Genomic DNA, 23,845 nt, shown 5'->3' on the forward strand with positions numbered 1-23,845 from the left:
TCAAGCGATTTCGACAAGCTGCAGTGCGGCCGCATCGCGCGGCAGCGTCGCGACGCGCTGCCCGCCCGGCGCGATCACCACGCTATGTCCGAAGCCATGCGCCCCCGGCAGGTTCAGCGCCTCGGGCCAGTTGCTCTGCAGCACCCAGGCGCCCAGCTCGACGGCCAGCCGACGCGCGCCCTCCCGGTAGGCCGCGCACAGCGCGGTCTGCTCGGTGTCCGACTCGCCGATGTAGCTTGGCCAGAAGATCACGCGCACTCCCGGCGGCGGCGGGCTCAGCTCCACCCGGAGCGCGTCGATGTCCAGCATCTCGCGACACAGAACCGACGTCACCGCCAAGCCGGCCAACGACGTCCAGCCCCGCGTGCCGCCAGGCGCAAAGAAACCGGCTTCACTGGCCGTGAGGCCGCGCTTGTGCACCCGCCCGACCTCGCGGCCGGCAGGATCGATGTAGACATGGCTGTTGAAGACGGCACCGTCGGCGCCCAGCGTCGGCACGCCGATGGCGGCTGCCAGCCGCCGCCGCGCGCAGCAGGCCCGCAGCATCGCCTCGGCGTCGGCCAGGGCCGTGGCGTCCAGCAATTCAGGCAGCCGGCGATGGAAGCCCGTCAGCGCCAGCTCGGTGCCGACGCAGCCCTCGGCGCCAGCCGCCGCAGCGGCCTCCAGCGCGGCTACGGTCTCGGCGACATTGCCTTCCAGCGTCCAGTGCATGCGCGGCTGCACGACGGCCCACCGGCGCGGGCTCACGCGGTCCGGGCCCGCATTGCCAGCCAGTCGCTGCGCAGCAGTGCCAGCGAATGGCAATCGACGTACTCGCCGTTCACGAAGACGATGCCGCGCTGGATGCCCTCGTGCTTGAAGCCGGCCTTCTCGGCCACGCGGCGCGACGCGTGGTTGTGTACGGTCATGCCGCAGGACAGCCGGTTGACCGGCAGGTTCTCGAACAGATAGTCCACCAGCAGCGCGGCTGCCTCGGTCGCGAGGCCCTGGCCGCGCATCGATACGTCGGCCAGCATCCAGCCGATCTCGCGCGCCGTCGTGTAGCGGCTGGCGGTGAAGTGCACCACGTCGCCGATGACGCTGCCGTCCAGCAGGTGGCAAATCAGCAGCCGCTCGGCGTCCTCGCCGGAGAAGCCGTTCTCCTGCCAGCGCCGGTCCACCTCGCGCGGCGCCAGCATGCGCGAGCCGAGGAAGGGCCCACGCAGCTGCGGGTCACCCGTCGTGCGCTTGAGCCAGGGCAGGTCTTCTTCGGTGACGTGGCGAAGGCCGATACGTTGTCCTCGGAGCATGGTGATCGGATCAGAAGTGGATGCCGCGCATCATCTGCTGAAGCGCGATGGCCTCGGGCGACAGGCCGCCGCCCTTGAGCTTCTCGCCGGGCTTGAGGTTCTTGGCTGCCTCGCTGTCGGGGAACATGCGGAAGCTCGTGTTCATGACGATCTGCGCGATGCGTGGCGCCGCGGCATGCAGCAGCTCGCCGGACACACCCAGCTTGGTCGCGATGCGCACGGGCTTGGCGATGCAGGCCTGCGCGATCATGTCCGCGGCCTCTTCAGGCGACAGCGTCGGCACGTTGTTGTAGATCTTCGTGGGCGCGATCATCGGCGTGCGCACCAGCGGCATGTTGATCGTCGTGAAAGTCACGCCGACATCGGCGAACTCGCTGGACGCACAGCGCGTCCACGCGTCCAGCGCCGCCTTGCTGGCCACGTAGGCACTGAAGCGCGGCGCGTTCGTCAGCACGCCGATGGAGCTGATGTTGACGACATGGCCGCGCTTCCTGGCCACCATGGCCGGCAGCAGACCCATCGTCACGCGCAGGCAGCCGAAGTAGTTCAGCTGCATCGTGCGCTCGAAGTCGTGGAAGCGGTCGTAGCTGCTCTCGATGGCGCGGCGGATCGAGCGGCCGGCGTTGTTGATGAGGAAGTCCACGCCGCCAAAATCCCGCGCGCACCACTCGACAAGGCTGGCCGCGCCGGCCTCATCGGCGATGTCGCAGGCCAGCGCATGCACCCGCGCGTCCTTGCCGGCCTTGGCCTTGATCTCGGCGACGGCGTCGGCCAGCTTGGCCTCGTCACGCGCGCAGATCAGCGTGATGGCACCGGCCTCGGCGAACTTGATCGCCGCCGCCAGACCAATGCCTGACGAGCCCCCCGTCACCAGCACGACCTTCCCGGCCGTGGCGCCACGCAGGCTACGGTCGATGAACAGGTCCGGGTCGAGGTGACGTTCCCAGTAGTCCCACAGCCGCCAGGCGTAGTCGTTCAGGTCCGGGCAGGCGATGCCGCTGCCCTTCAGCATCGCGTCGGTGTCGCGGCAGTCGAAGCGCGTGGGGTAGTTGATGAAAGTGAACAGGTCATCGGGCAGCCCCAGGTCCTTCATCACCGCGTTGCGGATGCGGCGCATCGGCGCCAGCGCCATCAGCCCTTTCTTCACGCTCTTCGGGATGAAACCCAGCAGCGCCGCGTTGATGAACAGGTTCATCTTCGGCGCGTGCGCGGCCTTGCTGAAGATGTCCAGCACGTCGCCGACCCGGTAGCCCTTGGGATCGACCAGGTGGTAGCAGCCCTGGCTCTTGTGGACTTTGTGCGAGATGTGGTCGAGCGCGTCGACGACGAAGTCCACCGGCACGATGTTGATGCGCCCGCCCTCCAGGCCCACCCCGGGCATCCACGGCGGCAGGATCTGCCGCAGCCGCTGGATCAGCTTGAAGAAGTAGTACGGGCCATCGATCTTGTCCATCTCGCCGGAGTGCGAGTCGCCCACCACCATCGCGGGCCGGTAGACAGTCCATGGCCGCCGGCACTCCTTGCGCACGATCTTCTCGCTCTCGTGCTTGGTCATGAAATACGGGTGGCCCAGGTTCTCGGCCTCGTCGAACATGTCCTCGCGGAACACGCCCTCGTACAGCCCTGCCGCCGCGATCGAGCTGACATGGTGCACATGCCCGGCCTCGATGGCCTGGGCGAACTCCACCATGCTCCGAGTGCCTTCGATGTTGACGGCCACCTGCGAGGCCTCGTCGGCGCCCAGGTCGTAGACCGCGGCCAGGTGGTAGAGGTGGTCGACCTGGCCCTTGAGGCTCTTGATGACGTCAGCCGCCACGCCGAGCTTGCGGGCCGTCAGGTCGCCATAGACGGGAATGGCCCGTGTCTTGGACACACCCCAGTAGGTCAGCAGGTCGGGCAGCTTCGCAGCGCTTTCCTCGCGCATCAGGAAGTAGACCGTGCTGCCCCGCCGGGCCAGCAGCTTCTTGACGAGCCGCTTGCCGATGAAGCCCGTGGCACCGGTGACGAAATACTGCATTCGGGTCTCCTGATCGTAGGTTTCGGACCATTCTTCCCCAGCGCCCGCGGCGGCCCGGTGCGCACTTTCCCCAGGGCCGGCGTAGGGCCTTCTCACTAGGACTCGACGTGCCGGCGCGGGACGCCGCCGCTACAGTCAGGCGGCACAGTCAACGCGCTCACCCGAAAGGACACTGCGATGGTCAAGAAGCTCCAGAAGATGGCGGACAAGAAGAAGGCCGCGGCGGCCAGCGGCTTCCCGGCCGGCCTGCTCGACAGCGAGATGGCCCAGAACATCAAGGACAGTGCCCAGCACATCTGGGCCGCGGGCCTGGCCTCCTTTTCCAAGGCGCAGGGCGAAGGCAGCAAGGTGTTCGAGGCGCTGGTCTCCGAGGGCATGAAGCTGCAGAAGAAGACACAGTCCGCCGCCGAGGAAAAGCTCAGCGCTGTGGCCAGCAAGGTCAGCGGCGTGGCCGGCGACGTCGGCGCCAAGGCCGGCCAGCAGTGGGACAAGCTCGAAGCCATCTTCGAGGGCCGCGTGGCCAAGGCGCTGAAGAGCCTCGGCGTGCCGACGGCTGCCGAGCTGGAAGCGTTGGCCAAGCGACTGGATGCGCTCGACGGCGGCAAGAAGCCCGCCACGGCCGGGAAGGCAGCGCCCGCGAAGAAGGCCGCCCCGACGGCCAAGAAGGTGGCTCCTGTGAAGGCCGCCGCCAAGTCGCCCGCCAAGGCGCCCGCAAAGACCACGGCCAAAACCGCGGTCAAGAAGGCCCCGGCCGCCAAGAAAGCTCCGGCAAGGAAGGCCACCGCGCCGACCACCGGCGCCTGACGGTTCCTGCCGGCCGCCCTGCACCGGGCGGCCGCTGCAGCGCTCACGCCATCGCGTTGCCACCGCGGAGCGGTGGCGTTGTCGTCTGCGGGTGCCCGCCGCAACAGGCGGGCACGGCCGGGCCGCGCTCAGGCCGCAGCGTCGACCAGCCGGCGCGTGATCGCCGCGCGCAGCGGCGGCAGGTGGCGGGCCACGTCGATGACGACGCGGCGCAGCGCCAGCACCGGCGCGCGGTCGTCGGTGAAGAAGCGCACCAGCGCGTTCGTGCCCGCGTACATCGGCCCGGCCGCGCGGCGGTGCTCGGCCTCGTAGGCCTGCAGCGCGCCCAGCTCGCCCGGGTCGCGGCCCGGCGCCAGCCGGCGCGACAGCGCCTCGATGCCGTAGAGCCCGAGGTTGTAGCCATGCGCCGTGACCGGATGCATGCCCACGGCGGCGTCGCCGATCAGCGCAAAGCGCGGCGCAACGAAGCGCTCGGCCCACACCGCCACCAGCGGGTACACATGCCGGCCGCCGGCCACGCGCATCGCCCCCAGCCGCCCCTCGGCCGCCTGTTCGATCTCCGCGGCCAGCGCCGCGTCGTCCAGCGCCTGCAGCCGCGGCAGCGCCGCATTGGCCACCGTCCACACGGCCGAGCTGCGCCCGCCGTTCATCGGCAGCAGCGCCAGCGTGTGGCCGGCCAGAAAGCACTCCTGCGCGAGGCCGCCGTGGTCGCGGTCATGCGCCAGCGGCACGAGCAGCGCACTGCGGCCGAAGTCCCGGTGGCGTGCGCCGATGCCGGCCAGGCGCCGCAGCACGGAGAAGCGGCTGTCTGCGGCCACCACCAGCGGCGCCGCATGCACTTCGCCGCAGGCGGTGCGCAGACTGGCGTCGCCCGTGGTCGCCTCGAAGCCGGCCACCCGGCGTCCGCACAGTACCGGCACGCCGCGCTCGCGCGCACCGGCCCAGGCTGCCGCACGCAGGTGGCGGTTGGACACCAGCCAGCCCAGGTCCTGCCCGCGCGCCTCGAAAGGCAGCGGCGTGCTTGATCCGCTGGAGCGCACGCTGGCGCGACGCAGCGGCGCGATGTCCGGCAGTCGCTGCCACAGGCCCAGGCGTTCCAGCAGCCGGCGCGAGCGGTGCGTCAGCGCAATCTCGCGACCATCGTCGGCCGGCTGGGCCAGCGTGGCCTCGTCGGCCTGCTCCAGCACGCGCACACGCAGGCCGCGGTCGTGCAGCGCGCAGGCCAGCGCCAGCCCAGCCGGGCCGGCCCCACAGATCAGCACATCGGTGCCGGCATCGTCCATTGCATCCATGCTGCCAGCCTAGGACAGGCGCCCCTTGGCCCGCCTTGATCCACATCATCCCTCCCGCGCATGCCCTGCCACATGACGGGGTTGTGGCATCGGCGGCACGATGTCGCCTCATGGACAAGTCGATGACTCCGCCGCTGCCCGACCGGCCTACGGTCTACTTCGACGGCGCCTGCCCGGTCTGCCGCCGCGAGATTGCGCTGTACCGGCGAGGCGCGGGCGCCGACGCACTGTGCTGGGTCGATGCGAGCGCCTGCCCGCCTGTGGCGCTGGGCCACGACCTGCCGCGCAACCAGGCGCTGGCTCGCCTGCACCTGCGCCGGCCCGACGGGCAGCTGGTGCAGGGCGCCGCCGCTTTCCTCGCGCTGTGGGCCGCACTGCCCGGCTACCCGCTGCTGGCCCGGCTGGCAAGCGTGCTGGACCGGCCGCTGCTCGTCAAGCTACTGGACTTCGGCTACACCGCCTTCCTGAGGCTGCGCCGGCTCTGGCGCCCGGCGCGATGAGCCCCCTCGCCGCCCGCTGGCCGTGACGGCAGGTCTCGATGGCTGAGCTACGCACCGCACGCGCCGACGAAATCGCCCGCTTCGACGCCTGGAGCGCGACCTGGTGGGACGCTCGCGGCCCGATGCGGCCGCTGCACGTGACGCAGGCGCTGCGAGGCCGCTGGGTGCGCGACGCCGCCGAGCGCCATTTCGGCCGGCCGCTGGCCGGGTTGCGCGTGCTGGACGTCGGCTGCGGTGGCGGGCTCATGAGCGAGGCGCTGGCCCGGGCCGGCGCCGACGTGGTGGGCATCGATGCATCGGCCGGCAACATCGGTGCCGCACGCCGCCATGCCGCGGCGTCGCCCGAGATCGCCGCAAGGCTGGACTATCGCCACGGCGAGCCCGCCACCGCGCTGCGGCCGGACGAGCGCTTCGACCTCGTGCTGGCGCTGGAGGTGGTAGAGCATGTGGCCGACGTGGCCGCCTTCGTCGCCCAAGTGGGCGCGGCCGTGGCGCCGGGCGCACTGATGGTCGCGTCCACCATCAACCGCACCTGGCGCAGCGCACTGCTGGCCATCGGCATGGCCGAGTACGTGCTGCGCGTGCTGCCAGTGGGCACGCATCGCTGGCGCCAGTTCGTGACGCCCGATGAACTGGAGGCCGCTGCACGCGTGGCCGGCCTGCAGCCGCAGCAACGGCTGGGCATGCGCTACCTGCCGCTGCTGCACCGCGCGCATTGGACGCACGACACCTCGGTCAACTACCTGGCCAGCTTCACCCGCCCGGCGGGGCGCTAGCCACCTCTTCGAGCGTCTGAAGCTCCACGAGCCTGCGGTACAGGCCGCCGTCGAAGGCCATCAGCACCTCGTGCGTGCCGCGCTCCTGTAGCCGGCCATGGTTCAGCACGAGGATCTGGTCCGCCGCGCGGATGGTGGACAGCCGGTGCGCGATGGCCACCACCGTCACGCGGCCGTGCAGCGCCGTCAGCGCCTCGCCGACGAGCTGTTCGGTCGCGCTGTCGATGTTGCTGGTGGCTTCATCGAGGAACAGGATGCGCGGCGCACCGGCCAGTGCCCGGGCCATCGCGATCAGCTGCTTCTGGCCGGTGGAGACGCGCGCGCCACCTTCACCGAGCCGCGTGTCGTAGCCCTGCGGGAGCGCAGTGATGAAGTCGTGCGCGCGGGCAGCATGGGCCGCCGCCTCTACGGCGGCGTCGGTGATGCCCGGCCGGCCCATCGCGATGTTCTCGCGCACGCTGGCCGCCACAAGGAAGGGTTCCTGCGGCACCAGGCCCACTGCGTCGCGGAAGGCCACATCCGGCACCGCCGCAAGCGGCTGACCGTCGACGGTGATGCGCCCCTGCTGCGCCGTGTAGAAGCGCAGCAGCAGCGACAGCAGCGTGCTCTTGCCGCTGCCGGTATGGCCCACGATGCCGCAGAAGTCGCCGGCCGGGATGTCGACATCCACGCCGTGCAGCACGGGCCGTGCAGGGTCATAGCCGAAGGTCAGTCCTTCGAGGCGCAGCGCGCCGTGGGCGATCGCACGGCCGTCCTGCGGCGGACCGCGATGCTCATCCTCCTCGAGCAGCGCCCGCACGCGGGAGGCCGCCACCATGGCCTGCTGCAGCTGGCCGAACTGCATCGTGATCTGGATCAGCGGCTCGACGACCCGCGCGATGTAGCTGAGGAAGGCATACAGCAGCCCCACCTCCACGGCCCCCATCGGGCCCGACAGCTCGCGCAGCCCGAAACCGTAGATGACCGTGACGAGCAGCAGCACGTTCAGCAGGTCCAGCGCCGGCCGCAGCAGCCACGCGTTGGCGCGCAGCTCGGCGATACGCGAGAGGCGATGCTCGCCGTTCACCGCCTCGAAGCGCGCGCCGAAGCGCTGCGCCGCGCCAGCCGCCTGAAGCACCGCCATGCCGGCCATGCTCTCGGCCATCTGCGCATTGATGTCGCTGCGCAACTGCCGCGTGCGCGCCACGGCCGGCGCGGACAACCGCTGGTAGCCCTTGATGATGATCACCATGGCCGGCACCAGCGTTGCGACGATGAGCATCAGCCGCCAGTCCAGCCAGGCCATGGCCGCCAGCGAACCGGCGACGACGATGGACGAGTCCAGCATCACGTACAGCACCTGGCGGTACAGCTGGTTCACCGCCTCGGTATCGTTGGTGACGCGGCTGACAAGCTGACCGGTGATGGCCTTGTCGAAGAACGCCATCGGCAGCGCCAGCACATGCGCGTAGACCCGCTCGCGCAGCCGCAGCACCGAACGCCGCGCGACCCCGGCCATGCGCGACAGCTGCGCATAGCGCGTCCAGCTCGCCGCCCAGCTGACAGCCAGCACCATCGCCAGCAGCGTGCCCATTTCGACGAAGTCGTAACGGCCCGGCAGCAGGTGGTGGTCGATGTAACGCTTGCCGAGGATCGGGCCCAGCGCCTCCAGGCCGGCGGCCAGCAGCAGCCACAGCGCACCGCGCACCAGCTGCGGCCGCTCGGGGCGGGCGGCGTCCATCAGCAGGCCGACGCTTTGCCAGGGCTTCTCGTGGGGCTTCGCCATCTCAGTGGTCCATCCGGTTCTGCGGGTCGAGCGCTGGGCCGCTCCCGAGCCCGCCCGCTTTGGCGATGGGCTCGCGGCTCGATGCCTCGAGCATCGCCGCTCCCTCGGGGGACCGGCCAGACGCACCGCGTTCAGCGGCGTACGGCTGGGCGGGGGGTCTCCTGTCAGGCGGCTTCAAGGCTGGCCTCGATCTGTTGATAGCGCCATTGCGAGGCATACCAGCCCTGCAGCGCCAGCAGCTCAGCATGGGTGCCGCGCTCGACGACGCGCCCCTGCTTCAAGACAAGGATCTCGTCGGCCTCCATGACTGCCGACAGCCGGTGCGCAATGACGATGACGCTGCGCCCGGGGCGCACGGTGCGTAGCTCGCGCAGGTGGTCGAGGATTGCCGTCTCCGTGCCGGTGTCGACGGCCGATAGCGCGTCGTCCAGCACCAGCAGCGCGCTGTCCGACAGCAGCGCCCGCGCGATGGCAACGCGTTGGCGCTGGCCGCCCGACAGCGTCACGCCGCGCTCGCCGACCTCGGTGGCGTAGCCGTCGGGAAGTCGAGCGATGTCGTCGTGCACGGCCGCCAGCCGCGCCGCGGCCTCGACCTCGGCGGGCGTGGCGGTGGGCCGCGCCAGCGCGATGTTGTCGGCCACCGACGCCGAGAACAGGAAGGGCTCCTGCGGCACCCAGGCGATGTGGGCGCGCAGCGTGGCCAGCGGCAGCTGTGGGAGAGCCACGCCGCCCAGCGTCAGCCGGCCGCCGTCGGGCTCGGCCTGCCGCAGCAGCAGGCGCACGAGGGTGGACTTGCCGGCGCCCGTCGCGCCGACGATGCCCAGCGTGCGGCCCGGTGCGATCGAGAAGTCCACACCCTCCAGCGCCGGCCGTTTCGCGCCGGGGAAGGTGAACGTGAGGCCCTCCGACCGCAGCGTCGCGTCGGCCGGCAGTGCCGACCGGCCCTCGTCGGTGAGCGTCAGCGGCGCATCCAGCACGGGCGCCAGCCGCGTCCAGGCGGCGCGGCCGCGCTCCAGCAGCGCCATCACCCAGCCGGCCGCGAACATCGGCCAGATCAGCTGGCCCAGGTACATCGTGAAGGCCGTAAGCTGGCCAATCGTGATCTGCTGCCGAGCCACTAGCCAGCCGCCGACGGCCAGCGCGATGAAGAACGCGGCGCCCAGCGTCATGCCCACGGCCGGCTCGTAGGCGGCCTCCCAGCGCTGCGAGCGGAAGGCCGCCTCCGCCGCTTGCTCCGCCAGCTCGCCGAAGCGGGCCTGGCTGCGCGGCGCCTGGCCCAGCGCGCGCAGCGTGCGCACGCCAGCCAGGCTCTCCTGCACCTGCTGGTTCAGGTCGCCGAAGCGGGTCAGCGAGTCCTGCGCGGCCTGGTGCAGGTGCTGCGAGATCCACCAGAACGCCAGCGCCATGACCGGGAACGGCACGAGTGCCGCCATGCCCAGCCGCCAGTCGATGCCCACGGTCATCATCGCCAGCACCAGCAGCAGCGTCTGCGTGCCGTCGAAGCCGGCCAGCATCGCCTCGCCGGCGGCCTGCTCGACGGCGTCGATGTCGTTCGTGGCCAGCGCCATCAGGTCGCCGGTGCGCTGCGCCTGGAAGTAGGTCGGGCCCTGCAGTGACAGCCGCGCAAAGAGCCGCGTGCGCAGCCGCGCGCCGAGCCGGTAGGCCGCCTTGAACAGCATCAGCCGCCAGCCCACGCGCAGCAGATAGATGACGAGCCCTGCGGCCACCAGTAGCGCCAGTTGCTGCAGCAGTGCCGGCCCCTGCAGCCCGCCGGCGACGAGCGCATCGACGACATGGCCCACCTGGCGCGGGATCCAGACCGTCAGCGCGGCGATGCACGACAGCATCGCCGCCGCCGAGCCGTAGGCCCGCCAGTGCTCGCGCACGAAGGCGGCGAGCATGCGGGTCAGGCTGGGAGCATCGGAAGCGGCAGACATGGCGCGACAGTGTCGCCGCAGCCGCAACAGCGGCTGCGCGCGGCGGTGGGTGTGCGTGACCCGATGGTCAGGGACACCATGACGACCGGCCTATGCCGCGGCGCATGAAACCGTCATCAACGCTGCCTAGCATCGCGCCGCCTCGAACCTCTGCCTCTCCGTCATGCAGCTCAAACCCCTGGTTTCCCTCCTTGCCGCGGCGCTGGCCGCCCCCGTCGCGCTGGCCTCAGCGTCCGGCGTCGTCATCAGCCAGGTGTACGGCGCCAACGGCAACATCTTCGCCAGCGACTACGTGGAGCTGCACAACACCGGCGCGGCAGTGGTCGACCTGAGCAGGTTCTCCATCCAGTACGCCAGCGCCACCGGCACCGGCTCGTTTGCCGGCAACGGTGTCGTGGCACTGTCCGGCCTGCTGCAGCCGGGCCAGTTCTACCTCGTGAAGTTGGCCACGACGACCGGGCCCGCCCTGCCGGCGGCCGACGCCACCGGCAGCCTCAACCTGTCGGGCTCGGCGGGCAAGGTCATCCTCGCCAACGTGACGACGGGCCTGGCCTGCAACGGCGGCTCGTCGGTCTGCTCGTCGACCCAGCTGGCACAGATTGAAGACCTCGTCGGCTACGGCAATGCCAACTTCGCCGAAGGCTCGGCCGCACCGGCCACCACCACCTCGACGGCCCTGCTGCGCGCCGCCAATGGCTGTACCGACACGAACAGCAACGCCAGCGACTTCAGCACCGGCGCGCCGGCACCGCGCAACACCGCCACGACGCTGAGCTGCAATGGCCCGATCAACCAGCCCATCGTGCCGAGCTGCCCGGACGCCAGCGTCGCCGCCGGCAGCGCCACGAGCTTCAGCGTCAGCGCCACCGACGCCGACAGCCGCATCACGGCGGCGACGCTCGTTGGCCCGCTGCCCGACGGCATCACGCTGGGCAGCTTCACCGCGGCCAGCGGCGACGGCGCGGCTGCGACGCAGCAGTTCAACGTGGCCAACACGCTGGCGGCCGGCAACTACGACCTCGGCCTGAAATGGGCCAACGACGAAGCGCAGACTGCCAGCTGCAGTTTCAAGCTGTCGGTCAGCGGCGTGACGAAGATCTCGGCCATCCAGGGCACCGGCGCCAGGAGCCCGATGGAGGGCGCGACCGTCACGACCAGTGGCGTCGTGACAAAGCTGATGAGCAACGGCTTCTACCTGCAGGACCCGCTGGGCCGGCATGACGGCGCCGCCTCCGACGGCATCTTCGTGTTCACGAGCACCGCGCCGACGGTCAGCGTGGGCCAGTCCGTCAGGCTGTCCGGCAAGGTCACCGAGTTCAACACCGGCGCGGCGGGCAATGCCGACACGCTGGCTCACACCGTCACGCAGCTGGCCAGCCCGACCGGCATCACACTGCTGGGCAGCGGCAACGCCGTCACGCCGGTCGAGCTCGACCTGGCGACACTGCCGGCCGGCGGCCTGGAAGCCTACGAGGGCATGCTCGTGACGCTGCGCGGCCCGCTGATGGCGCAGCAGAACTACTTCCAGGGCCGCTACGGCCAGGTCACGATCGCCGCGGGCGGCCGCGTCTTCACGCCGACCAACGTCTACCGCCCCGGCCCCGATGCGCTGGCGCTGCAGGCCGACAACGCGCGCCGCAGCATCCTGCTGGACGACGGCAGCACCGCGCAAAACCCCAACCCGGCGCCCTACATCGGCACCGGCAACACGCTGCGCGCGGGCGACACGACGGGCAGCATCACCGGCGTCGTCGACTACGGTCTGGCCACCAGCAGCAATACCGACTTCGGCATGTACAAGCTCCACCCGCTGGACGTGGCGGGCGTGAGCTTCGCCCGCACCAACCTGCGCGTGGCCAAGCCGCAGGTTACCGGCGGCAACGTGCGCATCGCCAGCGCCAACGTGCTGAACTTCTTCACCAGCTTCACGAACGGCAGCTTGGTGGCCGGCTCGGCTGGCTGCTCGCTCGACGGTGCCACATCCAACAGCAACTGCCGCGGCGCGGACAACCTGACCGAGTTCAACCGCCAGTTGGCCAAGACCGTGGCCGAGCTTGGCGCGTTGAACGCCGACGTCGTGGGTCTGATGGAGATTCAGAACAGCGGCAGCACGACGGTGAACTACCTCGTCAGCCAGTTGAACGCCAAGCTCGGCGCAGGCACCTACGCGAGCGTGCCGCTGCCCGACCAGGGCACCGGCAGCGACGCCATTCGCGTGGCGATGATCTACAAGCCGGGCAAGCTGACGCTGAATGGCGCGACGCTGTCGGACGCCGATGCGATCAACAACCGCCCGCCGCTGGCCCAGGGCTTCGCGCTGCCCAACGGTGAGAAGTTCGCCGTCATCGTGAACCACCTGAAGTCCAAGGGCTCCTGCCCCAGCGGCGCCGGCCCCGACGCCGACGACGGCCTGCAGGGCTGCTGGAACGCACGCCGCGTGCAGCAGGCCCAGCGTCTCAAGACCTTCCTGCAGACCGTGAAGTCCACCGCCGGCACCGAACAAGTCGTGCTGCTGGGCGACTTCAACAGCTACGCCAAGGAAGACCCGATCGACGCGCTGACCAGCGACGGAAGCATCGTCGACGCGGTGGCGGCTTTCGACCCGCTGGACTACTCCTACGTGTTTGACGGCGCCTCGGGCCGGCTGGACCACGGCCTCACGACCGCGGCGCTCGCGCCGAAGGTGGTGTACGCCACGTCCTGGCACATCAATGCCGATGAGCCGAGCTTCATCGACTACAACACGGAGTTCAAGGTGCCCTTTTCCAGCAGCGGCAGCCCGGACTTCTACACGGCCACGCCGTACCGCTCGTCGGACCATGACCCGATGGTGATGGGGCTGAATCTGCTGAAGAGCCTCACCGGCACCGACAGCCGTGACGCCATCGTTGGCACGCCTGGCGACGATGTCATTGAAGGCGGCCCCGGTGCCGACACGCTGACCGGCAACGGCGGCAACAACCAGTTCGTCTACGGCAGCATGCTGGATGCGGGCGACGTCATCACCGACTTCGTGCCGGGCAAAGACACGCTGGTGCTGACGCGACTGCTGAAGTCGCTGGGCATCGCCAGCGCCGACCCGCTGGCCAGTGGCCACGTGACCTGCACCGCGTCGCCGACCGGTGCCGTCATCGCCATCGACCGCGATGGCGCCGCCGGCCCGCAGCGCGCCCTCCAACTGCTGCAACTGCGCGGTGTCGCCTGCGGCGCGCTGACGGCGGCGAGCTACAAGTTCTGATCCCGACAGGAAGACACATGATCCGCAAGACCATCCTCGCGGCGGCCATCGCCGCCGTCGCGCTGCACGTGCAGGCCGCCGACGTCGTCATCAACTTCAGCAGCACGCCGTTCGACGACGGCAGCTTGGGGGGCAAGGTGCTGACCGGCCAGTTCGTCTACGACGACACGACGCTGTTCACCGACCCTGTCTGGAACACCATGCTGGCGCCGGTCAAGAGCCTGAGCTTCATGCTGAACGGCCAGGCCTACAGCGTCACTGGTACGGAGCTGGCGGCCAGCGCCGTCACATTCAACGGCAGCGCGGTGGCGGGCGTCGAGATGGTGGCCTCGTTCGGCACCGGCTATAGCCTCGTGACGGCCAGTCCCGTCGGCGACTTCCCGGCATTCACCTACTACGCCAATGGCGACTTCAGCGACCAGGGCGCCGCGACGCTCAGTTTCGCCCCGGTGCCCGAACCCGAGAGCTATGCGCTGATGTTGGGCGGCCTCGGCGTCATCGGCTGGATCGCACGCCGCCGCAAGGCCTGACGGGTTTTCGCCCTCACGCAACGGCCCGCTTCGGCGGGCCGTTCGCTTTCAGTACGTGCGCCCACCCTTGAACTGAGCGTGCTGGCGGCGCTGCAGCGTCGTGCTGCGGCTCATCGCGTCGAAACTCACGCGGGCGTGCGCGTGCATGATGGCCAGGCCCAACGCATCGGACGCGTCCTTGCCAGGCAAGCCCGGCAGGTTCAGCAGCCGCTGCACCATGGCCTGGATCTGCTCCTTCTTCGCATGGCCATGGCCCACGATGGCCTTCTTCATCTGCAGTGCGGTGTACTCGCTCACCGCGAGGTTGGCCGACACCAGCGCGGTCAATGCCGCGCCGCGCGCCTGGCCCAGCAGAAGCGTGGACTGCGGATTCACGTTGACGAAGACGATCTCGACCGCCGCGCACTGAGGCTCGTAGCGCGCCGCGACCTCGCGGATGCCGTCGAACAGGATCTTCAGCCGCGCCGGCAGGTCGCCGACGGCGACGCTGCTCGTCCTGATCGTGCCGCTGGCGACATAGGCCAGCCGCGGGCCATCGGCCTCGATGACGCCAAAACCGGTCGTCTGCAAGCCAGGATCAATTCCCAGAATTCTCATAGAGGGCCAGTCAGCGGTAGCCGAGCGGCAGCTGGAAGTACCAGCGCACCGAGTGGAAGAACACCGGCGCCGCAAAGCACAGCACGGCAATGCGGTCGAGCAGCCCGACGGCGCCGGTGATGGAGCTGCGGTTGCCCCAGTACAGCACGCCGGCATCCTTCTTCAGCGCCTTCATGACCAGGCCGCCGAAGCCCGCCGCGCCGGACGTCAGAAAGGCCATCGCCAACGCCTGGCCGGCCTTGAACGGCGTGATCCAGTACAGCAGCAGGCCGGCCACCGAACCGGTCAGCGTGCCGACCCACCAGGCGCGCATCGAGAAGCTGCGGCTGATCTGCCGGGCCACCGGACGGCGGCGCAGCGTCCGCGTCGCAATCTCCTGCGCGATCTGCGAGGCCGCCACGACCATGACGACGAAGAACAGCAGGAAGGCGCCGCGCCCGGCATAGCCCGGAATGTCCAGCAACAGCAGCGCCGGCGCATGCGACAGGCCATAGACGCAGACCATGATGCCCCACTGGATCTTGGCGTTGCGCTCCAGGAATCGCTGCGGGTCGCCCGACAACGCGCTGACGATGGGCAGCACGAGGAAACCGTAGACGGGCAGGAAGACGGTGAAGAGGTCGAAGAAGCGCGTGCCGCAGATCATGTACTGCACGGGCAGCAGCACGAAGAAGGCGACGATGAGCGTGCGGTGGTCGCTGCGCTGCGTGTGCACGAGGGTGATGAACTCGCGCAGCGCGAGGAACGAGAACAGCGCGAACAGAAGCGTCGCGCCCAGCGGGCCGGACACCCACGCGATCCAGAACATGCAGCCGCCGATCCAGGCCGCGCGCAAATCGCGGCGCACCCGTTCCCAGGCCAGTTCTGAGGCGCGGCGGGCGGCGTCGTCCTCGCGCTCGCGCAGCGAGTTCAGGAACAGGCCGGCCGTCAGCAACATCAGGAAGCCGAACAGCACGACGAAGAGCAGGGCCACCTGTTCGCTGGCCGTCAGCGCTTTCAGCCAGCGCATCAGTCGGACTCCCCACCGTGGCCCACGAGCTCGGGATGGGGACGCTGCTCCATGACGGCCTCGCGGGCGCGGCACAGGAAGTCGGCCTTGCTTTCGCCTTCGCGCAGCTGAATGGGCTCGCCGAACGTGACAGTGCACAGGATGGGTACCGGCACGACCTCGCCCTTGGGCATGACGCGCTGCACGTTATCGATCCACGTAGGGATCAGCGGCACGTCGGGGAACTGCTGAGCGAGGTGGTAGATGCCGCTCTTGAAAGGCATCGGATGGCCTTTGCTGGAGCGCGTACCCTCGGGAAAGATGACGAGCGAGTCGCCGTTGGCGAGCGCCTCGGCCAGCGGCTCCAGCGGGTCTTCGTCGGGGTTACTGCGCGTGCGGCTGACGTAGATGGCGTTGAAGACCTCGGTCGTCAGCCAGCGCTTGAAGGCGCTGGTCGTCCAGTAGTCCTTGGCGGCGATGGCCCGCGTCGACGCGCGCAGGTCATGCGGGAATGCTGCCCAGATGAGGACGAGGTCGAAGTGACTCTGGTGGTTGGCGATGTAGATGCGCTGCTCGGCTTTTGGCGGGCAGCCCTTCCAGTGGCCCTGCGCGCCAGTGATGAGCCGGGCGATGAAGGACAGCAACTGGCCGGTGAAGGCGGCAAGCGTCATGGGACGCGATTATCGCGGCCGGTGACGTTGCGGGCCGGCGCGCTCTGGCAGTGCGTTGGCGGCTTGATGCCAAGCAAGGCATCAGCGTCCGCAAGGAGATCGGCCAAGGTTTCCTTGGCCCGGGGACGTCACCAGTCGTCGCTGCTGCCGCCGCCACCGAAGTCGCCCCCGCCGCCCCCGGCATCCCAGCTGTCGCCGCCGCTGCCGAAGTCGATGTCGCGGCGGGTCAGTTCGTCGGCCGCCCCCATGTCGCCGCCGCCGAAGGCGCCGGGAACGAGGCCGCTGCCGCCACCCACGTCGGCATCGCGCGGCACGCTGCGCTCATCATGGCCTTCATGCAGCAGCTTCTCGGCCAGCATGCCCGCGGCCACGCCGCCGGCCGCCGCCAGGCCCACGCCCATCAAGCCAGGGCCGCCGGACGTGGGCTGCACGCCGGGGCCATAGCCGCCCATGCCGTAGCCACCACCGCCGTAACCCCCTGCCATCGCCGGCTGGGGCATTTGCTGCACCTGCTGAGCGGTACGACGCCGCATCCAGCTCGCTGCCAGCGCGATGAACGCGACCGCACCGACGGCCAGCAGCCAGACCGGCACGCCACCGCCGGATTCCGCGCGTTCCACCGGCGGCGCGGCGCGAGGCGCCGGTGCGGCCGGGCTGCCCAGCGACGACGGTGCGACGGCACGCGCCTCGCCGGTCTGCTCACGTTGCAGCAGTTGCTCGAAGGCAGTGAACTTGGCCGAATCGGTGAACTTGATCGCCGGGTCCAGCGCGCGGGCACGGCGGGCATGCTCGGCGGCCTCGCGGAACTGGCGCTCATGCGCCAGGATCTCAGCCAGCACGTAGTGCGCGCGCGCGCTGTCGGGCTTGGCCTCGACAACCTCGCGCATCATCTTCTCGGCACCGGTGTAGTCGCCGCTGCGCGCGGCGGCCTGCACCTGATCCACGGTGGGCAGCGCGTTCGCCGCACCCATCCACAGCGCGGACAGCAGCGCCAGGCCCATCAGCAGCATTCGGGGGAACTTCATGTCGACTCTCCTCAGGCCAGCGTCCACGCGCAGCACGCGCGTGGCCGAACCGGCAGTTTGCGCCCTGGATCTGGCGCCGGGCTTTCCGATTTCAAGGTTCCCGGCGTAGGCGCCGTCCTAGACCGGACCCGACCAGAAGTCGCTAGAACCAGTAGTCGCCCACCCAGCGCCCGTCTCGAGGCAGGTCGTCGAACGTGTCCAGGCCGTCGAAGTGGTCGATGGGAATGGAGGCCACGTCGCCGGGTTCGGCCAGCCGCAGGTTGACGGCGATGCGCCGCCGCCCGTCGTCCTCCAGCCGCAGTCCGCGCCAGTAGGCCACGCAGGCGCAGCGCGGGCAGAAGTGGAACTCGATCGCGACGCCGCGGATGTACGCCTCGGTCGCGCCGCTCACGTGGATGCCCTCGTCCACGTAGTCATAGGCCCACAGCGCGCCGTAGCGACGGCAGATGGTGCAGTTGCAGGCGGTGGCACCGTCCGGTTGGCCATCGAAACGCCAGCGCACGGCGCCGCAGTGGCAGCTGCCTTCGATCATGGATGGGTCTCCTGGGTCGGCGGCCGCACGGGCGCGGCGTAGATGGGATCGATGTAAATACGGCCGCCGAACAGGAAGTCCCGCGTGCCCACCTGCCGGAAGCCGGCGCGCTTGTAGAACTCAACGGCCCGCACGTTGCGATCGTAGACGCCCAGCCAGAGCGTCTGACCGCCGCGCCGATAGGCCTCGGCGTGGGCCGCGGCCATCAACCGCGAGCCCAGGCCATGTCCGATGAAGTCGGTGCCCAGGTAGAGCCGCCAGAGCTGCAGCGGCGCCGGGCGGGTGACGCAGGCGGGCGGCGCGATGTCGCGCACGATGGCATAGCCCGCCAGCGCGCCATCGGCCTCGGCCAGCAGCACGGTGCAGGCGGAATCGGCCAGGATGCCGGCAACGACGTCGGGGCGAAAATGCTCGGCGACGTAGTCGGCAATGTCCTGCGGGTCATCCAGGCCCCGATAGGTGTCCGTGAAGGACCGGGTGGCGAAGGCGGCGAGCGGCGCGGCGTCCGACGCGCGCGCAGGGCGGATCTTGAGATCGGCGGGCATGGCCGCAGTGTGCCGTGCTCGGTGTTTGAGCGTTATCCGGCGGTGCCCGAATGGCACACAAGCCCTCAGACCGCCGTCACCACCTCGTCTACCCGCTCCGGCGCCATGCGCATCAGCTCCGCGGCCTTCTCGCCGATCATCATGGCTGGCGCGTTGGTGTTGCCGCTGACGAGCGTGGGCATGATGGAGCAGTCCACCACGCGCAGGCCCTGCAGGCCGTGCACGCGCAGCTGAGCATCGACGACGGCCATCGCGTCCGCCCCCATCTTGCAGCTGCCCACCGGGTGGTAGATCGTGTCCACTCGCTGGCGCAGCAGCGCCTCGATCTCGGCGTCGCTGCGGGTCTCGGTGCTCCAAAGCTCACGGACCCACTGCGCCCGCAACGACGGCTGATGCAGTAGTTCGCGCGTGAGCTTGAAGGCCGCCACCATGCCCGCCACGTCGTCCGGATGCTGCAGGAAGGCGGGGTCGATGCGCGGCGCCACGCCGGCATCTGCGCTGGCCAGCGTGATGGCGCCACGGCTCTTCGGCCGCAGCAGGCAGACATGGCAGGACAGACCATGCCCCCAGCGCATCTTGCGCGCGTGGTCTTCGACACCGGCGACAACGAAGTGCAGTTGCAGGTCGGGCCGGCTCTCGCGGGGCGACGCACGGAGAAAGCCGCCGCCCTCGGCAAAGTTGCTCGTCAGCATGCCGCGGCGCTCGGCGCGGTAGCGGCGCACCGCAGCGCCGAAGGCCAGGCCGCCACGCAATGACAGGCCGAAGCTATGGACCGGGTCGCGGCTGCGCAGGCCGAAGACGAAGTCGGGATGGTCCTGCAGGTTGGCGCCAACGCCGGGCAGGTGATGGCGAACCTCGATGCCCTGGGCACGCAGTTGCTCGGCATCGCCCACGCCCGACAGCATCAGCAGCTGCGGCGACAGGATGGCGCCGGCCGACAGCACGACCTCGCGCCGCGCCCGCAGCCGGCGCAGCTCGCCGCCGACGCGCACCTCCACGCCCACGGCCCGGCGGCCGTCGAACAGGATGCGCTGCACATGGGCCTGCGTCAGCACGCGAAGGTTGGGCCGGTGCAGGTGCGGGCGCAGATAGGCGCGCGCGGCATTGCAGCGCTCGCCGCGGTCCTGCGTGACCTGGTAGATGCCGATGCCTTCCTGCGTGGCGCCGTTGAAGTCATCGTTGATCGCATGGCCGGCCTCGAGCCCCGCGGCCAGCCACGCTGCATGCAGCGGGTTGTCGGTGCGCAGCCGGCTGACCTTCAGCGGGCCGGCCTGGCCGTGCAGCGGCGCACCGAAGCTGTCGTTGCCCTCGCTTTGGATGAAGTACGGCAGCACGTCGTCCCAGCCCCAGCCGGCGTTGCCGAGCGCGGCCCACGCGTCGTAATCCTCGCGCTGGCCGCGGATGTAGACCATGGCGTTGATGCCCGACGAGCCACCCAGCATCTTGCCGCGCGGCACATAGCCGCAGCGGCCGCCCAGCCCGGGCTGCGGCACGGTCTGGAAGGCCCAGTTGTGCAGCTTGCTCGGCACCATCAGCACGGCCGCCGTCGGCACGCTGCCCAGCCAGTTGTTCACGTCGGCCCCGGCTTCCAGCACGGCAACCTGCAACGATGGGTCCTCGCTCAACCGCCCGGCCAGTGCAGCACCGGACGAACCGCCCCCCACGACGAGGATGTCATGGGTCTCGTCGAAGCGGACCGGGTCAGGCGCCGTCATCCGCTGATCCGCCGCAGCAGCGCCAGCAGCCGCTCGAACGTCGCTCCATACGGCGGCCGCAGCAGCGCCGTGCCGGCCAGGCGAGACTGCAGGAACACGGGCTTCTCCTTGCTGAAGGTGCGGAAGCCCCACTCGCCGTGGTAGGCGCCCATGCCGCTCGCGCCCACGCCGCCGAAGGGCTGCTCCTCCTGGCCGAGGTGCCAAAGGCAGTCGTTGACGGTCACGCCGCCGGCATGGGTCTGCTGCATGACGTGGTCGCGAACGGACGTGTCGCTGCCGAACCAGTACAGCGCCAGCGGCCGATCGCCCGCGTTGACATGGGCGAGCGCCTCGTCCACCTGGTCGTAGGCGACGACGGGCAGCAGAGGGCCGAAGATCTCCTCTTGCATGACGGTGGCATCCGGCGGCACATCGAGAAGCAGCGCCGGCACGAGGCGGCGGTCCTGGGCCGGGTCCGGCTGCTCGTCGTGCGTGCGCAGCACACGGGCGCCGCGCCGCGCTGCATCGTCAACCAGCGCCTGTAGCCGCGCGAGGTGGCGCGGTGTGGCGATGGCCGTGTAGTCGGCGTTGCCGGCGATGTGCGGGTAGAGCCGCCCCATCTCGGCCATCAGCCGCTGGCTGAGCGGCTCCACCAGTTCGCGCGGCACCAGCAGGTAGTCCGGCGCGACGCAGGTCTGCCCGGCGTTGAACAATTTGCCGAAGGCGAGGCGCGACGCGGTCAGGTCCATGTCGCAGCTGCGGTCGACGATGGCGGGGGACTTACCCCCCAGCTCCAGCGTCACCGGCGTGAGGTTCCTGGCCGCGGCCTGCGCCACGTGCCGGCCGACGGCCGTGGAGCCGGTGAAGAACAGGTGGTCGAACGGCAGCTCGGTGAAGGCCTTGCCGACGTCGGCGCCGCCGGTGATGACCTGCATCTCCTCGGCCCGGAAATGCTCCGCGACGATCCGTGCCATCAGCTCGCTCGTGGCGGGCGTCAACTCCGACGGCTTGATGAGCACGCGGTTGCCGGCGGCCAACGCGGCGATGGCCGGCTCCATCGCGAGGTAGTACGGGTAGTTCCAGGGCGAGACGATGCCCACGACGCCCAGCGGCTGGCGCATCAGCACGTTGCGCCCCGGCAGGAAGTGCAGCGGCGTGGCCACCCGCCGCGGCTTCATCCAGCGGCGCAAGTGCTTCATCGCATGCCGCGCGCCGGCTTCGACGGTGAACAGGTCGGCCAGCAGCGACTCCTGCCGCGCACGGTGGCCGAAGTCCTGCGCCATCGCCGCGGCGAGCTCGTCGCCATACTGGCGCGTCATCGCCAGCAGCCGCAGAAGGCGGTCGCGGCGCACCTCGTAGGACGGCATCCGCTCGGCTTCGAAGGCGCGACGCTGGGCGAGCAGCGCCAGGTGCAGGCGTTCCTGCAGCGCGGTGTCCATGGGTGTCTCCGGCGGCTTCTTGTGAAGTCTCGGAGGCTACTCCCAAGCCCCGGGCTCACCAACGGGGTGCGCCCTGGAGTAGAGCGATCGGTCTAGTCCCGCCACTGACACGCGACGCACGTGCCGGTGTTCAGCGGAGACCGTCGGGCTTTCCTTAGGGCAGAGCGCCGGTACGCCCCAAGCCAGCCCGTCTGGCGAGGTGCTGGCGGCTCGTTGACGCCAGCATCGCCATCCCCCCAGGGGATCGTTCGGACCGCCCGCGTTCAGCGCAGCGGCCAGGACGTGGGAATCGTCATGCCTCACGCCCTGCTTGGCGCAAGTCCCTCGCAAGGCGTCGAACAGGCCGCAGGGCCTGTTCTGGGTCCTTGCTCAATGCCGGAAGTGCCGCACTCCCGTGAAGACCATCGCGATGCCGCGCTCGTTGGCGGCGGCGATGACCTCCTCGTCACGAACCGAGCCGCCCGGCTGGATGACACAGCTGGCGCCGGCATCCGCCACGACGTCCAGGCCGTCGCGGAACGGGAAGAAGGCGTCGCTGGCCACGGCCGAGCCCTGCAGTGCAAGCCCCGCATTGGCAGCCTTGATGGCGGCGATCTTGGTGGAGTCCACGCGGCTCATCTGGCCGGCGCCGACGCCCAGCGTCATGCCACCGCCGCAGAAGACGATGGCGTTGCTCTTGACGTACTGCGCGACGGTCCAGGCGAACATCAGGTCGTCCAGCTGCTGCGCAGTGGGCTGCAGCGTCGTGACGACCTTGAGGTCCTCTCGCTTCAGGAAGTGGTTGTCGGCCGTCTGCACGAGCAGGCCCGAGCCGACGCGCTTGACGTCCTGCGCGTTGCGGCCCTGGTCCCACGGGCGAGAGCCACCGGCCGGCAGCGCGATCTGCAGCAGCCGCACGTTGACCTTGCTCTTGAACACCTCCAGCGCCTCGGCACTGAAGCTGGGCGCCATCAGCACCTCGACGAACTGCTTGGCGACAAGCTGCGCGGCCACGCCATCCAGCTCGCGGTTGAAGGCGATGATGCCGCCGAAAGCACTGGTGGGGTCGGTCTTGAAGGCCTTGCTGTAGGCCTCGGCAGGGTTCGCGCCCACAGCCACGCCGCAGGGGTTGGCGTGCTTGATGATGACGCAGGCCGGCGCGTCGAAGGCCTTGACGCATTCCCACGCGGCATCGGCGTCGGCGATGTTGTTGTAGCTGAGCTCCTTGCCCTGCAGCTGCTTGCCCGTGACCAGCGAGCCGGGGGCCGGGAACAGGTCGCGGTACAGCGCCGCGGACTGGTGCGAGTTCTCGCCGTAGCGCAGGTCCTGCACCTTAACGAACGTGGAGTTCATCTGCGCCGGGTATTCGGCCTTGGCGCCGCCGGCCTGCAGCGCGGACAGGTAGTTGCTGATGGCCGCGTCGTACTGCGCGATGCGGTTGAACGCGGCGACGCTGCAGGCGAAGCGGGTGGTATCGCTGGTCTTGCCGTTCGTCTTCAACTCAGCCAGCACGCCGGCGTACTGGGCGGCGTCGGTCAGCACCGTCACGTCCTTCCAGTTCTTGGCCGCGCTGCGCACCATGGCTGGGCCGCCGATGTCGATGTTCTCGATGGCGTCTTCCAGCGTGCAGCCGGGCTTGGCCACCGTGGCCTCGAACGGGTAGAGATTGACGGCCAGGATGTCGATGCGCGTGATGCCGTGCTGCTCCATCGCGGCCACGTGCTCGGCCACGTCACCGCGGGCCAGCAGGCCGCCGTGGATCGTGGGGTGCAGCGTCTTCACGCGGCCATCCATCATTTCTGGGAAGCCGGTGTGCTCGGCCACCTCGGTGACGGGCAGGCCGTTGTCGGCGAGCAGCTTCGCAGTGCCGCCGGTGGACAGCAGTTTCGCGCCGAGGGCGTGCAGCTCCTTGGCGAATTCGAGGATGCCGGTCTTATCGGAGACGGAGAGGAGTGCGGTCAGTGCCATGGTGGAGTCAGCCAATGTTGTGATCAGTGAGTTTGCGGCGCAGCGTGTTGCGGTTGATACCCAGCCATTGCGCAGCCTTGCTCTGGTTGCCGCCGGCCTCGCGCATGACGATCTCGAACAGCGGCTTCTCGACGAGCTTGACCAGCATCTCGTGCATCGAGTGCGGCTCCTGACCGCCGAGGTCGCGGAAGAAGGCTTCGAGGTTGTCGCGCACGCAGGCGTCGATGGGATTGGGCGGTGTGTTCTTCTGGGCGCTCAT

Annotated in this window: 21 protein-coding genes; 5 read left to right on the plus strand and 16 right to left on the minus strand. The window is 69.8% G+C overall.

What is annotated here, in order from left to right:
• Genes LXT13_RS18145 through LXT13_RS18155 form a run of 3 tightly spaced genes read right to left on the minus strand, consistent with a single transcriptional unit; the run spans position 1 to position 3,306 of the window.
• Positions 1–747, minus strand: a complete 747-nt coding sequence (locus tag LXT13_RS18145) for a nitrilase-related carbon-nitrogen hydrolase (protein ID WP_233373361.1) — start codon at positions 745–747, stop codon at positions 1–3.
• Entirely contained in the window at positions 744–1,289 is a 546-nt protein-coding gene (locus tag LXT13_RS18150; protein WP_233373362.1) for a GNAT family N-acetyltransferase, read from the minus strand. Before LXT13_RS18150 ends, LXT13_RS18145 begins: the two co-directional genes overlap by 4 nt.
• A gap of 10 nt (positions 1,290–1,299) precedes the next feature.
• The gene (locus LXT13_RS18155) at positions 1,300–3,306 is read right to left on the minus strand and encodes an SDR family oxidoreductase (RefSeq protein WP_233373363.1); all 2,007 of its coding nucleotides are present in this window, start codon (positions 3,304–3,306) and stop codon (positions 1,300–1,302) included.
• Positions 3,307–3,483: 177 nt separating this feature from the next.
• Here LXT13_RS18155 and LXT13_RS18160 point away from each other — a divergent pair, with 177 nt between their 5' ends.
• The gene (locus tag LXT13_RS18160) at positions 3,484–4,110 is read left to right on the plus strand and encodes a phasin family protein (protein WP_233373364.1); all 627 of its coding nucleotides are present in this window, start codon (positions 3,484–3,486) and stop codon (positions 4,108–4,110) included.
• A gap of 128 nt (positions 4,111–4,238) precedes the next feature.
• Here the strand turns inward: LXT13_RS18160 and ubiM are convergent, their stop codons facing one another.
• On the minus strand, positions 4,239–5,402 hold the full coding sequence (gene ubiM, locus LXT13_RS18165) for a 5-demethoxyubiquinol-8 5-hydroxylase UbiM (RefSeq protein ID WP_233373365.1): 1,164 nt from the start codon (positions 5,400–5,402) through the stop codon (positions 4,239–4,241).
• Positions 5,403–5,512: 110 nt separating this feature from the next.
• On the opposite strand from ubiM, the gene LXT13_RS18170 reads away from it, so the two are divergent.
• Together LXT13_RS18170 and ubiG are read left to right on the plus strand one after the other, a co-directional pair.
• Positions 5,513–5,902: a thiol-disulfide oxidoreductase DCC family protein gene (locus LXT13_RS18170; RefSeq protein ID WP_233373366.1), complete on the plus strand. Its 390-nt coding sequence runs from the start codon at positions 5,513–5,515 to the stop codon at positions 5,900–5,902.
• 38 nt (positions 5,903–5,940) lie between these two features.
• A complete protein-coding gene (ubiG, locus tag LXT13_RS18175) occupies positions 5,941–6,678 on the plus strand; it encodes a bifunctional 2-polyprenyl-6-hydroxyphenol methylase/3-demethylubiquinol 3-O-methyltransferase UbiG (RefSeq protein WP_233373367.1) in 738 nt (245 codons plus the stop codon).
• Here ubiG and LXT13_RS18180 read toward each other — a convergent pair.
• Together LXT13_RS18180 and LXT13_RS18185 are read right to left on the minus strand one after the other, a co-directional pair.
• The gene (locus LXT13_RS18180) at positions 6,656–8,443 is read right to left on the minus strand and encodes an ABC transporter ATP-binding protein (protein ID WP_233373368.1); all 1,788 of its coding nucleotides are present in this window, start codon (positions 8,441–8,443) and stop codon (positions 6,656–6,658) included. The genes ubiG and LXT13_RS18180 overlap by 23 nt on opposite strands.
• A gap of 164 nt (positions 8,444–8,607) precedes the next feature.
• Positions 8,608–10,380, minus strand: coding sequence for an ABC transporter ATP-binding protein (locus tag LXT13_RS18185; protein WP_233373369.1), 1,773 nt, complete (start codon positions 10,378–10,380; stop codon positions 8,608–8,610).
• 163 nt (positions 10,381–10,543) lie between these two features.
• Between LXT13_RS18185 and LXT13_RS18190 the strand changes: the two genes are divergently transcribed.
• Positions 10,544–13,618 (plus strand): ExeM/NucH family extracellular endonuclease, encoded by a 3,075-nt coding sequence (locus LXT13_RS18190; protein ID WP_233373370.1) that lies wholly within the window; start codon positions 10,544–10,546, stop codon positions 13,616–13,618.
• Between the two features lie 17 nt (positions 13,619–13,635).
• A complete protein-coding gene (locus LXT13_RS18195) occupies positions 13,636–14,148 on the plus strand; it encodes an FxDxF family PEP-CTERM protein (RefSeq protein WP_233373371.1) in 513 nt (170 codons plus the stop codon).
• A 48-nt stretch (positions 14,149–14,196) separates the two neighbouring features.
• Here the strand turns inward: LXT13_RS18195 and ruvC are convergent, their stop codons facing one another.
• The 10 genes from ruvC to LXT13_RS18245 form a co-directional block, all read right to left on the minus strand.
• Positions 14,197–14,745: a crossover junction endodeoxyribonuclease RuvC gene (ruvC, locus tag LXT13_RS18200; protein WP_233373372.1), complete on the minus strand. Its 549-nt coding sequence runs from the start codon at positions 14,743–14,745 to the stop codon at positions 14,197–14,199.
• Positions 14,746–14,755: 10 nt separating this feature from the next.
• Positions 14,756–15,754 carry a phosphatidate cytidylyltransferase gene (locus tag LXT13_RS18205; protein WP_233373373.1) on the minus strand — a complete coding sequence of 333 codons (999 nt, stop codon included), beginning with the start codon at positions 15,752–15,754 and terminating at the stop codon, positions 14,756–14,758.
• The gene (locus tag LXT13_RS18210) at positions 15,754–16,404 is read right to left on the minus strand and encodes a lysophospholipid acyltransferase family protein (RefSeq protein ID WP_233373374.1); all 651 of its coding nucleotides are present in this window, start codon (positions 16,402–16,404) and stop codon (positions 15,754–15,756) included. Before LXT13_RS18210 ends, LXT13_RS18205 begins: the two co-directional genes overlap by 1 nt.
• Positions 16,405–16,532: 128 nt before the next feature.
• Positions 16,533–17,429, minus strand: coding sequence for a tetratricopeptide repeat protein (locus tag LXT13_RS18215; protein ID WP_233373375.1), 897 nt, complete (start codon positions 17,427–17,429; stop codon positions 16,533–16,535).
• Positions 17,430–17,571: 142 nt separating this feature from the next.
• Positions 17,572–17,961, minus strand: coding sequence for a GFA family protein (locus tag LXT13_RS18220; RefSeq protein ID WP_233373376.1), 390 nt, complete (start codon positions 17,959–17,961; stop codon positions 17,572–17,574).
• Complete coding sequence (locus LXT13_RS18225) at positions 17,958–18,506, minus strand: GNAT family N-acetyltransferase (protein ID WP_233373377.1); 549 nt, start codon at positions 18,504–18,506, stop codon at positions 17,958–17,960. Before LXT13_RS18225 ends, LXT13_RS18220 begins: the two co-directional genes overlap by 4 nt.
• A gap of 65 nt (positions 18,507–18,571) precedes the next feature.
• Positions 18,572–20,221 carry a GMC family oxidoreductase gene (locus LXT13_RS18230; RefSeq protein WP_233373378.1) on the minus strand — a complete coding sequence of 550 codons (1,650 nt, stop codon included), beginning with the start codon at positions 20,219–20,221 and terminating at the stop codon, positions 18,572–18,574.
• Positions 20,218–21,639, minus strand: coding sequence for a coniferyl aldehyde dehydrogenase (locus LXT13_RS18235; RefSeq protein ID WP_233373379.1), 1,422 nt, complete (start codon positions 21,637–21,639; stop codon positions 20,218–20,220). Before LXT13_RS18235 ends, LXT13_RS18230 begins: the two co-directional genes overlap by 4 nt.
• A 369-nt stretch (positions 21,640–22,008) precedes the next feature.
• Positions 22,009–23,586: a bifunctional phosphoribosylaminoimidazolecarboxamide formyltransferase/IMP cyclohydrolase gene (gene purH, locus LXT13_RS18240; RefSeq protein ID WP_233373380.1), complete on the minus strand. Its 1,578-nt coding sequence runs from the start codon at positions 23,584–23,586 to the stop codon at positions 22,009–22,011.
• Positions 23,587–23,593: 7 nt separating this feature from the next.
• On the minus strand, positions 23,594–23,845 hold the full coding sequence (locus tag LXT13_RS18245) for a helix-turn-helix domain-containing protein (RefSeq protein WP_233373381.1): 252 nt from the start codon (positions 23,843–23,845) through the stop codon (positions 23,594–23,596).

Origin of the sequence: Pelomonas cellulosilytica (assembly GCF_021353265.1) — a bacterium.
GTDB classification, from domain to species: Bacteria; Pseudomonadota; Gammaproteobacteria; order Burkholderiales; family Burkholderiaceae_C; genus Pelomonas; species Pelomonas cellulosilytica.

Coding starts and splice junctions, on each gene's coding strand:
- LXT13_RS18150 (WP_233373362.1), bottom strand. CDS start 1,289: ATGCTCCGAGGACAACGTATCGGCCTTCGCCACGTCACCGAAGAAGAC.
- LXT13_RS18155 (WP_233373363.1), bottom strand. CDS start 3,306: ATGCAGTATTTCGTCACCGGTGCCACGGGCTTCATCGGCAAGCGGCTC.
- LXT13_RS18160 (WP_233373364.1), top strand. CDS start 3,484: ATGGTCAAGAAGCTCCAGAAGATGGCGGACAAGAAGAAGGCCGCGGCG.
- ubiM (WP_233373365.1), bottom strand. CDS start 5,402: ATGGATGCAATGGACGATGCCGGCACCGATGTGCTGATCTGTGGGGCC.
- LXT13_RS18170 (WP_233373366.1), top strand. CDS start 5,513: ATGGACAAGTCGATGACTCCGCCGCTGCCCGACCGGCCTACGGTCTAC.
- ubiG (WP_233373367.1), top strand. CDS start 5,941: ATGGCTGAGCTACGCACCGCACGCGCCGACGAAATCGCCCGCTTCGAC.
- LXT13_RS18180 (WP_233373368.1), bottom strand. CDS start 8,443: ATGGCGAAGCCCCACGAGAAGCCCTGGCAAAGCGTCGGCCTGCTGATG.
- LXT13_RS18185 (WP_233373369.1), bottom strand. CDS start 10,380: ATGTCTGCCGCTTCCGATGCTCCCAGCCTGACCCGCATGCTCGCCGCC.
- LXT13_RS18190 (WP_233373370.1), top strand. CDS start 10,544: ATGCAGCTCAAACCCCTGGTTTCCCTCCTTGCCGCGGCGCTGGCCGCC.
- LXT13_RS18195 (WP_233373371.1), top strand. CDS start 13,636: ATGATCCGCAAGACCATCCTCGCGGCGGCCATCGCCGCCGTCGCGCTG.
- ruvC (WP_233373372.1), bottom strand. CDS start 14,745: ATGAGAATTCTGGGAATTGATCCTGGCTTGCAGACGACCGGTTTTGGC.
- LXT13_RS18205 (WP_233373373.1), bottom strand. CDS start 15,754: ATGCGCTGGCTGAAAGCGCTGACGGCCAGCGAACAGGTGGCCCTGCTC.
- LXT13_RS18210 (WP_233373374.1), bottom strand. CDS start 16,404: ATGACGCTTGCCGCCTTCACCGGCCAGTTGCTGTCCTTCATCGCCCGG.
- LXT13_RS18215 (WP_233373375.1), bottom strand. CDS start 17,429: ATGAAGTTCCCCCGAATGCTGCTGATGGGCCTGGCGCTGCTGTCCGCG.
- LXT13_RS18220 (WP_233373376.1), bottom strand. CDS start 17,961: ATGATCGAAGGCAGCTGCCACTGCGGCGCCGTGCGCTGGCGTTTCGAT.
- LXT13_RS18225 (WP_233373377.1), bottom strand. CDS start 18,506: ATGCCCGCCGATCTCAAGATCCGCCCTGCGCGCGCGTCGGACGCCGCG.
- LXT13_RS18230 (WP_233373378.1), bottom strand. CDS start 20,221: ATGACGGCGCCTGACCCGGTCCGCTTCGACGAGACCCATGACATCCTC.
- LXT13_RS18235 (WP_233373379.1), bottom strand. CDS start 21,639: ATGGACACCGCGCTGCAGGAACGCCTGCACCTGGCGCTGCTCGCCCAG.
- purH (WP_233373380.1), bottom strand. CDS start 23,586: ATGGCACTGACCGCACTCCTCTCCGTCTCCGATAAGACCGGCATCCTC.
- LXT13_RS18245 (WP_233373381.1), bottom strand. CDS start 23,845: ATGAGCGCCCAGAAGAACACACCGCCCAATCCCATCGACGCCTGCGTG.